Annotated in this window: 10 protein-coding genes and 1 pseudogene; 2 read left to right on the top strand and 9 right to left on the bottom strand. The window is 74.6% G+C overall.

Translation table 11 applies throughout. The features are described 5' to 3' along the window. From ACFQ11_RS35125 to ACFQ11_RS35115, 3 genes are all read right to left on the bottom strand, one after another. The coding region (locus ACFQ11_RS35125) for an ATP-binding protein (protein WP_378306776.1) at window positions 1–2,349 on the bottom strand (2,349 nt) is incomplete at its 3' end. A 131-nt stretch (window positions 2,350–2,480) separates the two neighbouring features. Continuing rightward, window positions 2,481–3,782: a glycosyltransferase gene (locus ACFQ11_RS35120; protein ID WP_378306774.1), complete on the bottom strand. Its 1,302-nt coding sequence runs from the start codon at window positions 3,780–3,782 to the stop codon at window positions 2,481–2,483. A gap of 157 nt (window positions 3,783–3,939) precedes the next feature. Next, entirely contained in the window at window positions 3,940–5,694 is a 1,755-nt protein-coding gene (locus ACFQ11_RS35115; RefSeq protein WP_378306772.1) for a CocE/NonD family hydrolase, read from the bottom strand. Window positions 5,695–5,869: 175 nt separating this feature from the next. Between ACFQ11_RS35115 and ACFQ11_RS35110 the strand changes: the two genes are divergently transcribed. Then, a complete protein-coding gene (locus ACFQ11_RS35110; protein ID WP_378306770.1) occupies window positions 5,870–6,937 on the top strand; it encodes a mechanosensitive ion channel family protein in 1,068 nt (355 codons plus the stop codon). Between the two features lie 126 nt (window positions 6,938–7,063). Here ACFQ11_RS35110 and ACFQ11_RS35105 read toward each other — a convergent pair whose 3' ends face one another. From ACFQ11_RS35105 to ACFQ11_RS35080, 6 genes and pseudogenes are all read right to left on the bottom strand, one after another. Continuing rightward, a complete protein-coding gene (locus tag ACFQ11_RS35105; RefSeq protein WP_378306778.1) occupies window positions 7,064–7,468 on the bottom strand; it encodes an ankyrin repeat domain-containing protein in 405 nt (134 codons plus the stop codon). 117 nt (window positions 7,469–7,585) lie between these two features. Further along, window positions 7,586–7,912, bottom strand: a pseudogene (locus ACFQ11_RS35100) (ATP-binding protein); the annotation flags it as partial. Window positions 7,913–7,971: 59 nt separating this feature from the next. After that, entirely contained in the window at window positions 7,972–8,541 is a 570-nt protein-coding gene (locus tag ACFQ11_RS35095) for a 3'-5' exonuclease (protein WP_378306768.1), read from the bottom strand. A gap of 96 nt (window positions 8,542–8,637) precedes the next feature. Beyond that, window positions 8,638–9,276 (bottom strand): GOLPH3/VPS74 family protein, encoded by a 639-nt coding sequence (locus ACFQ11_RS35090; protein ID WP_378306766.1) that lies wholly within the window; start codon window positions 9,274–9,276, stop codon window positions 8,638–8,640. A gap of 2 nt (window positions 9,277–9,278) precedes the next feature. Continuing rightward, window positions 9,279–9,587, bottom strand: coding sequence for a type II toxin-antitoxin system antitoxin (locus ACFQ11_RS35085; protein ID WP_378306764.1), 309 nt, complete (start codon window positions 9,585–9,587; stop codon window positions 9,279–9,281). Between the two features lie 28 nt (window positions 9,588–9,615). Further along, the gene (locus ACFQ11_RS35080; protein ID WP_378306762.1) at window positions 9,616–10,527 is read right to left on the bottom strand and encodes an SPFH domain-containing protein; all 912 of its coding nucleotides are present in this window, start codon (window positions 10,525–10,527) and stop codon (window positions 9,616–9,618) included. Between the two features lie 718 nt (window positions 10,528–11,245). Between ACFQ11_RS35080 and ACFQ11_RS35075 the strand changes: the two genes are divergently transcribed. Next, window positions 11,246–11,429: hypothetical protein (locus ACFQ11_RS35075; protein WP_378306760.1), on the top strand; the 184-nt coding region annotated here is incomplete at its 3' end.

The following is an 11,429-nucleotide window of genomic DNA, read 5'->3' as shown; positions in this document are numbered from 1 at the left end:
GGTGACCGCGGCCGCCGCCGCGACCGCCGCGGCGACGGCCGCCCCGTTCCCGGCGGCGCCGTCGCGGGCCGCGAGCTCGGCGTGCGCCTGCAGTCCCGCCGCGGCGACCCGGACCGCGCTGATCTCCGCGCCGTACGCGCTCGCCAGCACCGCGTCGACGTGCCCGACGGCCGTCCCGGGGTCGCCGCGCCACAGCGCGTGCTCGGCGGCCAGGCCCCGCGCGATGTAGATGAGGAACGGGTCCTCCGGCAGCAGCGGCTCCAGCCAGCGCAGCCGCTCGTCCACCCCGGCGTCGCCCCGCGCGACCTCCAGGAAGAGCGCGTAGGCGGAGACCTGCGCCTCCGCCCGCCGCGTCACCTGGGCGCCGAACCCCTCCGCCAGCCGGGCCGCCTCCGCCCAGTCGCCGGTGGTGTAGCGGATCAGGAACGCCAGGCAGCGCAGCAGGGCGCCGTAGGTGCTCCAGTCGAGGCCGTTGGCGTGCGCGTACCGGACGCCGTCGTCGGCGGCGCGGGCCGCGTCCGCCAGGTCGCCGCGGTCGAAACGCACGCCCGCGTAGTGGAACATCGCCCGCAGCGTCACCAGCGGGCTGCCGCCCTTCAGTGCGAGGTCGCGGGCCCGCTCGATGACCTCGGCGGCCTTCCCGTCGGCCCGCCGCTTCCAATAGCCGCCGAGGCTGATGAGCAGGCTCGCCTCGGCGTCGACCGCGCCCGCCGCGCGGGCCACCGCCACGGCGCGCTCAGCGAACCCGGGCATCTCGCCGTCCGCGTCCCGGTACAGCAGCATCTTCGCGTAGGTGGCCAGGGCGCGGGCGTGCTCCGTCGTGGGCGGATCGGGCGGCAGCATCGAGACGGCCTCCCGGACCATCGCCTGCGCCTCCTCGTCCAGGTCGATCTCGCCCAGGTACGACGCGAGCTGCTCCCGGATCTGGACGCCGAGCCGCAGGTCCGCCGGGTCGGCGGTCTCCAGCATGCGGCGGAGCCGGTGCACCGCGCGGTGCAGCTCGCCGGCCTCGGCCGCGGCCTGCGCGGCGGCCAGCGTCAGCCGGTCCCGGTCCGTCCCGGCGACCGCCTCCGGGTCCGGGACCGCGTCCCACAGCTCCAGCGCCCGCTCGTAGTGCTCGAACTCCTCCGCGGGCGCGCCGAGCCGCCCGGCCTCCCGCGCCGCCCGCACCGACGCGGCGAACGCGGCGGGCAGGTCGTGCGCGGCGCGGCTGTGGTGCGCCAGCTCCGCCGCCGAACCGCCCTGCCCGTCGGCGTCCGCGGCGAGCAGCCGCGCGAAGTCGGCGTGCAGCCGGGTGCGCTCGCCCGGCAGCAGGTCGGCGTAGACGGCCTCGCGCAGCAGCGCGTGCCGGAAGCTGTACCCGTCGCCGCCCGGGACGAGGAGCTGGTGCGACACCACCTCCCGCAGCGCCTCACCGGCCGCGTCCTCCGCGAGGCCCGACACCCGCCGCACCAGCTCGTCGTCCACCCGGCGTCCGGCGACCGCCGCGACCCGCACGACGCGCCGCGCGTCCGGGGACAGCCGCTCGACCCGCGACAGCAGCAGGTCGGCGAGCCCGGCCGGAAGCTCGTCCAGGTCCGCGGTGGCGTGCAGCTCGGCGGCGTAGAACGGGTTGCCCTCCGAGCGCAGGTGCACCCGCTCGACGAGCTCGGCGGCCACCGGCGCGGCCGGCGTCCCCGACAGCGCGGCCAGGTACTCGCCGGTCTCGGCGCGCCCGAACGGCCGCACCTGGACGCCCGTCACGTTCGGCAGCCGCCGCAGCTCCGCCACCAGCGGGCGCAGCGGGTGCCGCCGGTGCAGGTCGTCCGACCGGTACGTCCCGACGAGGCAGACCCGCTCGCGTTGCAGCACCCGGCACAGGAACGTCAGCAGGTCGCGGGTGGAGCGGTCGGCCCAGTGCAGGTCCTCCAGCACGAGCAGGACGGGCCGGTCGCCGCCCAGTTCGCCGAGCAGCCCGAGCACGGCGCCGAACAGCCGCTGCCGGCCCAGGTCGGGCGCGAGCGGGTCGCCGTCCCCGGGGCCGCCCTCGCCGTCGGGCAGCAGCCGGCCCAGGACCGGGCGGGCCGCCAGCGCGTCCCGGACGGCCGTCGCCTCGGGCCCGTCGCCGCGCGAGGCCGTCCACAGCGCGTCCGCGAGCGGCAGGTACGGGACGCTCTCGCCCAGCTCGGCGCACTGGCCGACCAGGACCGCGCAGCCCCGTTCGCGGGCCGCGCGCTGCAGCGTCGACACCAGATGCGTCTTGCCGATCCCGGCGTCGCCGCCGACGAGGACCGCGCGGGCGCGGCCCGCCGAGGCCTCGTCGAGCGCGCCGGTCAGCTCGGCGAGCTCCGCCGCCCTGCCGATCAGCACCGAACGTCCTTCTGCTCCATCGCGCCCAGTATTCCACCGGACCGGCGATGGTCCGGGCGCATGCGCCGGGCCCCGGACTGGGATGCGGTCCGGGGCCCGGACGGGAAGGCCGGCGGGCGGCCGGCGGGCGGTCAGCGGGCGAGGGCGGGCTCCCGCTCCTCGACGACCGCGTGCTCCTCGGCCCGGTCGGCGGCGTCCTGCTCGGCGGCCTCGGTGGCCTCCTCGTCGCGGGGCGCCGGAACCTCCGGCACGGGCAGCACCTTGTGGTAGGCGCGCAGCGTCTCGGCGGCGATCCGCTCCCAGGAGTAGCGGGAGCGGGCACGGTCGGCGGCGGCGATCGAGTAGCCGTGGCGGGTGGTCTCCTCCGACAGCAGCCGCCGGACGGCGCGGCCGATCTGCACCGGGCGGCCCGCCGGGACGTGCAGCCCGGTGATCTTGTCGAGCACCTCGTCGGCGTTGCCGCCGGCCGTGGTCGCCACGACCGGGACGCCGCAGGCCATGGCCTCCAGCGGCACGGCGGGGGACGGCTGGACGGGCTCCAGGCACAGGGCGAGCCGGGCGGTGCGCAGCAGCCGCGGCAGCGACCTGCGCGGCAGCCGGCCCAGGAAGATCACCCGGTCGGCGACGTGCAGTTCCTTGGCCATGAGCTTGAGCTTGTGGACGACCGGGTCGTTCTCCAGTTCCTCGCGTTCGGGACCGCCCGCGACGGCCAGCTCGGCGTCCGGGACGTGCACGAGGGCGCGCAGCGCGGTCGGGACGTCCCCGGCCTCGAGGTCGTCGCAGACCATCACCAGGCGGGCGCGGTCGCCGTGCGGCAGGGCCGGGCCGGTCTGCGCGAACTGCTCGCCGTCCACCGCGTAGGGGACGACGGCGACCGCGGGGCGCGGGACGCCCATCCGCACGATCGCGTTCGCCTCCTCGGCGTGCCCGGCGAGGACGATCGCGGCGCTCCGGCCGATGGCCTTCTCCAGGCGGTCGCGGTGCGGGTGCACCTCGCGGCCGGTGCGGCGCTCGGCGGCGGCGACCCCGTGGTAGCTCTGCGCGAAGGGGATGTCCAGTTCGCGGGCGACGGCGCAGGCGGCCAGGCCGCCGATCCAGCCGTGCGCGTGGACGATGTCGGGGCGGCCGGCGCCGGACCAGCGGTGCCGCAGCTCGTCGGCGAAGTCGCGCAGGTACGCGAGCGTCTCGTCCTCGGTCAGCGGGCGGGCCGGGCCGGCGTCGAGCCGGACCAGCGCGGCGCCGGGGCCGAGCCGGGTGCGGCTCTTCGCGTCGCCGTCCTGGCGGCGGGCGTACACGGTCACGTGGTTCGGCTCTCCGTCGCCGTGCAGGGGACGGACGAGAGAACGGGCGAGATCCCGGACATGGACGGACTGCAAGTGCTCGCCGTCGAGGTCGGAGGCGGACACGAGCGCGATGTTCAGCGGGCGGTGCATAACGGGATCCTCCGGGACGACACAGGGGAAGCCTGGAGGTATCTGCGTCGTAGACACCTGCTCGCTGAGATCCTTACCCCGCGCGCCGTCTCCGTCAAACCTCACGAATCGGATGCCTCCACCGGATCGCCTCCGATCAGCGCGGATACCGGCAGATTTACTCGCCCGCGCCCGCCGGGCCGCCGCCGTCCCCCGCGTCTCCGCCTCCGATGTCCCCGCCGTCCCCCATGTCCCCGCCGACCCCCATGTCCCCGGCGCCCGCGGGCACGACGGGAAGGTTGATCGTGGACGGGCGGCCGGGGGAGTGGAAGATCTCCTGGTCGGCGGTGAGCATCTCGGTCGCGGTACCGATCGGCGCGCCGGTCCCGGGGTTGCGGGCGACCCGCGGGTACGCGCCGCTGGCCACCTGCACCCGGATCCGGTGCCCGGCGCGGAACCGGTGCCCGGCGGGCCACAGCTCGACCGCGACCGCCCGCACGCCGTCCGCGTCCGGCTCGGGCTCGCCGGGGACGAGCCGCCGCATCCCCTCGCACAGGTTCAGCGACGTGCCGTCGGGCGCGACGTCGCAGAGCCGCACGACGAAGTCGGTGTGCTCCCGGTTCGACCTGACGTGCAGGTCGGCGGTGACCGGGCCGATGATCTCGAGGTCCTCCGCGAGTTCCGCGGACGTGAACGTCAGGACGTCCCGCCGCCGCTCCAGCCGCCGCTGGTCGGTGGACGGGTGCGTCTCGCCGAGCAGCGTGGGCCCGCCGAGGAACGGCGTCGGATGCTCCGGGTCGTACCGGTACCGGTCGGGTTCGGACTCGGGCGCCTCCTCCGGGGCCAGGCCGCCGTCCGGCTGCAGGTGCCAGCGCTCCTCCCGCATCCCCGGGACGGGCCAGTGCGGGAACTCGCGCCACTCCCCGGCGCCCGTCACGTACAGCCGCACGGGGTTCGGGCGCAGTCCGGACGGGTCGTCCAGCAGGTGGGCGCGGAACCACGTCACCGACTCGCCGACGGACCCGCGCATCATCCGCTGGTCGGCGTGGAACCACGGGCCGATCGTCAGGTACGGCTCCTGCCCGGCGGCCCGCAGCGCCGCGTAGTCCTTGAGCTGCCACGGCAGGAAGATGTCGTACCAGCCGCCGGTCATGTTCACCGGCGCGGTGACCCGCGACACCGTGGGGCTGAAGTCGCGCTTGTCCCAGAACGGGGTGTCGGGGCCGTTGACCAGGAGGTCCTGGAAGAACCGCTGCTGCTCGCCGGTCGCGATCCGGTCCAGTTCGGCGAGCGGACGGCCCGACAGCGCGGCGCGGCGGGCGCGGCGCGGCGACATCAGGCCGGTCGTGATGCCCGACAGGGAGTTCTTCATCCGGGCGGTCATGTCCACCCAGATCAGCGCCGACTCCAGCGCGAACGTCCCGCCGACGTTGACGGCGTCCCGGAACGTCGACGCGGTGACCTGCATCGACAGCGCCTTCAGTTCGGGGCCCGCCTCGGCCGCCACCGCCCACTGCACGTAGCCGAGGTAGCTCGGGCCGTGCATCGCGAACGTCCCGCCGAACCACGGCTGCCGCCTCAGCCACTCGATGGTGGCGAGGCCGTCCTCCCGCTCGTCCAGCGCCTCGAACACGCCGCCAGAGCCGAACCCGCCGCGGACGCTCTGCACCACCGCCTGGAAGCCGTGCGACGCGAACGCCTGCCCGCACATCAGCCCGAACGGCCCGCGCCGCCCGTACGGGGAGCGGACCAGCACTGTCGGGGCGCTCCGCACGTCCCCGCCGTCGAGGACGGGCGCGTACCGGTCCGCGAGCAACGTCACACCGTCGCCCGCGGGAACTTCCAGATCCCGTTCGACCGTCACCTTGTGGGGGCCGTTCCGCAGTCCCAGCGCCGTGACCCCCAGCCGGCGCATCATGCCCACGCCTACCACGCGATCGATCGTAAACGACGCCGTTCCCGGGCATTCGTCGAGATCTCGTCTCGGGCGGGCCACGGGTTGACTACGATCGAGGCGATCTGCGTAAAGCGTACTTTGCACGCACATCGCACAAAATTCATCTGACCGGCGGGCCGTCCGGCGCGCCCGGAAGGAGACCGCACCCCTCATGAGTGACAGCTGGGAACGGCCGATCGCCGCCGCGATCGCCCTCGGGGTCGCCGTCGTGGTGGCCGTCGGCCTGCGGCTGCTGACCGCCAGGCTGGGCAAGCGTGCCGGCGGCACGCGCTGGGCCTGGGACGACCTGGTCGCCAAGCTCGTCCACGACCTGGCGCTCCCGCTCACGCTCATCGCCGGTGTCTGGATCGCGCTGAAGGTCTGGGAGGCGCCGCGCGGCACCCTCGACGTCCTCGCCCGGGTGCTCACCGCCGTCGCGATCTTCTTCGTGTCGCTGGCGGTGGCCCGGCTGATCGCCGGGAGCCTGTCCTCGTACGCGGTGGCCCGGCAGGGCGTCGCGGCGAACGTGACGATCTTCGCCAACATCGCCAAGGTGCTGGTGATCGGCATCGGCCTGCTGATCATGCTGCAGAGCCTCGGCGTCTCGATCGGCCCGCTGCTCGGCGCCCTCGGCGTCGGGGGCCTCGCCGTCGCCCTCGCCCTCCAGGACACCCTCGCCAACCTCTTCGCGGGCGTGCACATCCTGGCCGCCAAGACGATCGAGCCCGGTCACTACATCCGGCTCGACACCGGCCAGGAGGGCTACGTCGTCGACATCAACTGGCGGAACACCACGATCCGGACCCTGTCCGACAACATCGAGGTGATCCCGAACCAGCGGTTCTCCGACACGATCCTCACCAACTACAGCCGTCCCGGCGAGGAGATGTCGATCCTCGTCTACGCGAAGCTGCCCTACGAGATCGACCTCGACAAGGCCGAAAGCCTGCTCGAAGAGGTCGGGCACGAGGTCATGAAGGAAGTGCAGGGAGGCGTCGAGGGCGCGGGCGTCTTCGTGCGCTTCGACGACTTCAACGACTCGTCCGTCGGCTTCCACGTCATCCTGCGGTCCACGGAGTTCGAGGACCAGTTCCGGATCAAGCACGAGTACCTGAAGCGGCTGCACCGGTCGCTGCGCCGGGACGGCTACGCGCCGCCGTACTGGCACCACCGCGTGAGCCTGCAGGAAGCCCCCGCCGTGAACGGGAGCGGTGACGCGAAGAGCGAACCGCCCCGCTGAACCGCCCCCGCCGAACCGCTCTCCGAGCGCCCCCGTGGGCCCCGCGTGCCCGGCCCGTCCCGGGCGCGCGCCGCTCGGACCGCCGGCGGGGGGCGCCGTGCCGCGGCCGGCGTCGCGGGGCGGGCGTCAGCGCGTTCGCGGCGGGGTCTCCTCGAACCAGGCGAGGAAGTCGGTGTGGCCGAACATCCGCGCGGTCTCGATGGCGGACGGCGTCCCGGCGCGGGGGTCGGCGCCCGCGTCCAGCAGCGCGCGCACGACGTCCGGTTCCTTCTTGAACACCGCGCCGGCGAGCGGCCGCTGCCCGCGGTCGTTCTGCCGCTCGGGGTCCGCGCCGCGGGCGGCCAGCGCCCGCACCGCGCCGGCGTGCCCGTGGTAGGCGGCCAGCATCAGCAGCGTGTCGCCCTTGTCGTTCGCCAGGTTCGCGGGCACCCCCGCGTCGATGTACGCGACGAGCCGTTCGGTGTCGCCCGTGCGCGCCGCCTCGAACAGCCGGGACGCGAACTCCTCCAGTTCGGGATCGGCCTCGCTCATGTCCGTCTCCCCGCTCTCCGCCACGAGCAGCCCGCCGAGGCTGCCCTCCCCGTAGCTGAGCCGCTTCTCCAGCGCGACGAGCGCGCCGTCCGCGGCGAAGCCGCCGAACCTGACGTCGTCGGCCAGCGACCGCATGATCATAAGGCCGCGGCCGTGGTCGGCGCTCAGGTCCGGCTCGGGCACCAGGTCGGCGTCGAACCCCTCACCGGCGTCGATGACCTTGATGAGGCACCGCCGGTCCTGGATGGTGGCCCGCACGGTGTAGTCGGCGCCGTTCGCGGCGTGCTCGATGACGTTCGTGCAGGCCTCGCTCAGCATCATCTCGATGTCGCCGCAGATCTGCTGGTCGACGCCGAGCGTGCGCAGTGCCGCGTCCAGGATCCTCCGGGTCGCCGGAACGCTCGCCGCGTCCCGCGGCAACAGGAGGTCCAGGCTGATCTCCACGTCGTCTCCGTGATCGTCCGTCTCGGCCCTCCCCGGAGAGGGTGCCCGAGCGGGCGGGGTCAAACATCCTCCCGGGCGGGCCAGGCGCCGCGCCCCGCGATGTCCAGGACGAGCGCCGCGATGTTCCACGCGTCGTCCGCGCCGCTGTGGTGGCGTCCCTCCAGCGGCAGCCCGGCGTGCCGCAGCGCGCCCGCCATGCCCATCCGGCGCAGCCCGTGCGACGCCGCGTACACGGCCTTGGCGTTGACGTGCCGGCGACCGAACGGGTAGCGGACGCCCCCGCCGCACTGCCGCTCGAACTGCTTGCGGTCGTAGTCGCCCCAGCTCGCCCACGTCCGCTCGTGCGACCGGTGCTCCCGCTCCAGCAGCGCGCACGCCTCCCGGAACGGGACGCCCCCGTCCACCTCGTCCTGCGTGAGCCCCGTCAGCCCGGTGCAGAACGCGCCGACCTCCGACCGTTCCGGACGCACCAGGATGCGGTGCTTCGCCACCCGCGCACGCTCCTCCAGGTCGACGACGCACAACCCGATCTCGATGATCTCGTTCGTCTGCCCCGGCGGGACGGGCCCGTCCCAGCACGTCGCCTCGACGTCCACGACGTTGAGGAAACGGCCGATCTTCTCGCGCATGCCGCGGACGATACCGACCGCCGCGGGCCCCGCACGAAGGGTTTTCCGCCGCCCGGCCGTTCCCCGGCGCCGGGCCGTTCCCGGCGCCGGGCCGGGTCAGCCGGCGCTGCTCGCGGCGGCGTGCTCGGCCTGCAGGACCTTCCGGACGGCGCGCGGCACGGGGCCCGACCGCGCGGTCAGCTCCTCGATCCGGCGCTTGTGCCGCCGCCGGTCGGGGCCGGGCAGCACCGACTTCAGCTCGCAGGCCGCCGCCAGCGCGATCGCGGCCGCGTCGTAGCTGTTGACGTGCGCGACCGGCCGCCCCCGCAGCGCCGACGACGCCCCGCCCCACAGGGTCTTCACGACCCGCGGGTCCTTCACCGTGACGTCCTCGACGGTGAAGAGGCCGAGGACCCGTCGCCGCCGCACCCGGATCAGCCCGTCCGCCACGAGCTCGTCGCGCACCGGGCCGATGAACGCCTTGGCGTCCTTGCGCACCCAGTGCTGCCACGAGCGGGGCCGGGGCGCCGCGGCGATCTGCGCCACGAGCCCGTAGGGGTCGGCGCCCGGGGTGCCGGGCCGCGGCCGGGCCCTCTCGTCGTCGCCGAGCCGCCCGTCCAGGTACAGCTCGGTCAGCGCGGCGGCCCGCAGCAGGTAGCCCAGGTGACGGCCGCTCTTGGTCATCTTCTTCTTGCGCAGGTCGTAGGCCAGCAGGAACATCCGGGCCGGCAGCGACTCGGGAATCCGCACCACCATGGTCAGTCCTCGCTCCCGCCGCGCGGCGGGTCCTTCCGGGTTCGCGTGTCGGGGTCTCGTCCGGGCGCGTCCTCGTCGGCGGCCTCCGCCGCCGCGTCCGCGTCGTCCGCGGCGGCGGCCTTGCGGGGGCGGCCCCGGGGACGCATCCGGCCCACCGAGCCGGGCAGCCGCCCCGCGTCGGCGAGGGCCCTGCGCAGCAGGAACTCGATCTGCGCGTTGGTGCTGCGCAGCTCGTCCCCGGCCCACCGGGCCAGCGCGTCGTGGACGGCCGGGTCGAGCCGCAGCAGAATCTTCTTGCGCTCGGAGGTCACTGCCGATCATCACCCGCCGTAGGGCCGCTCACTGGTACAGGCTGCCGGTGTTCAGCACCGGCTGGGCGTCGCGGTCGCCGCACAGCACCACCAGCAGGTTGCTGACCATGGTCGCCTTGCGCTCCTCGTCGAGCTCCACGACATCGTCCTCGACCAGGCGGTCCAGCGCGAGCTGCACCATGCCGACCGCGCCCTCCACGATCCGCTGCCGCGCCGCGACGACCGCGCCCGCCTGCTGGCGGCGCAGCATGGCCTGCGCGATCTCCGGCGCGTACGCCAGCCCGGTGATCCGCGACTCGATGATGTCGACGCCCGCGGACGCGACCCGCTGCGTCACCTCCGCCGAGAGCTGCGCGGTGATCTCGTCGGCGTTGTCGCGCAGCGAGGTCTGCTCGTGGCTGTCGTAGGGGTAGCTGCCGGCGATGTGCCGGACGGCCGCCTCGGTCTGGAACGCGACGAACTCGACGAAGTCGTCCACCTCGAAGACGGCGCGGGCGGTGTCGCGGACCTGCCAGACGACGACCGCGGAGATCTCGATCGGGTTGCCGTCCAGGTCGTTGACCTTGGCGAGCCCCGTCTCGTGGTTGCGGATCCGGGTGGAGATCTTCTGCCGCTCGCTGATCGGGTTGACCCACCGCAGGCCGTCCGTCCGCACGGTCCCGGCGTAGCGGCCGAGCACCTGCAGCACCCGGGCCTCGCCCGGCGCGACCGCGGTCAGCCCGACCGCCACGACCAGCCCGGCGACGACGAGCACGGAACCGGCGGCGATGCCGGCGGTGAGCGCGGCGGCGCCGCCGGTGAGCACGCCGAGCACCACGGCCAGCGCGCCGGCCGACACGAGCACCACCGCCAGCGCCAGCATCCCCCAGCCGTTGATGTCGCGGGCCGGGCGTTCCGAGATCTTCGGGGCCGGCATCTCGACCTTCACCGTCGTGTCCATGGGGCCTCCCTCTGTCCTGTTATCGCCAATCTAGCAAAGTGATATCACTTTTTCCAGGCGGCCCCGGACGGCGGGAAGGCGGGGACCGCCTTGCGGCGACGGGGGCCCGGCTCCGGCGGCTCCTCGATCACCGCTCCCGGGGCCGCCGCGCGCGGCGGGGGGCGCGGGGGCGGCGCGGCCGTCCGCGCCGCGCTCCGCCGGGTCCCGCCGGACCCTGACCGCACCCGGCACCGAACGGCATGCGCCCGACACTCCCGCATCCCGGACGCACGCCGCACAAGCGGGCGAAGCGGCGGGGCACAATAGTCGTTCATATTGCCCGAGGGGTGCGATTGCGCATTTCTTCATCCCCGCCTCCCATGGAACGCTCCGACGTGCGCCGCCGGTGGATCCGGGCGACGATGGAGACGGCATCCGGACATTTCTGGCAAGCCTGTGCGTCGCCCAGTGTTCGCCCGGTGCCGCCTTGACGCGACGCGGTGCGTCGCGCTTTGCTTGCGAAGTCCAAAATCCCCCCAGCGTGAATCTCGAGGCCGAATGTCGCACGCGACACCGGACGGGAAGACGGCCATTCCTCGCGCCGCGCATTCAACCCGTCCGCTTTGCGGTTATCGGACACCCGAATGGAGTCCGCCCGTCCCGCCGGAGTGACCCCCGCATATCTCCGTCCGGCGGGACGACCCGCGCGCCGCGTCACCTCGTCCGTCCCGAAAGCCCGATGATGACCACACCTGCGCTCCCGCCCGCCCCGGGGCCCGCGTCCCTGCTGCCCGCCGCCTGCGCGGCGGTGCTCGCCGTCGCCGCGCCCCTGCTGTCCGGGGGCGGGACGGGACCGTTGCAACGGGCGCTGGCCGGCCTGCTCGCCGCCGCCGCCTACGCGGCCGCGGGCGCCGCCTGGCGGC

Origin of the sequence: Actinomadura sediminis (assembly GCF_042675525.1) — a bacterium.
GTDB classification, from domain to species: Bacteria; Actinomycetota; Actinomycetes; order Streptosporangiales; family Streptosporangiaceae; genus Spirillospora; species Spirillospora sediminis.
This window is presented reverse-complemented; position numbering and strand designations above follow the sequence as displayed.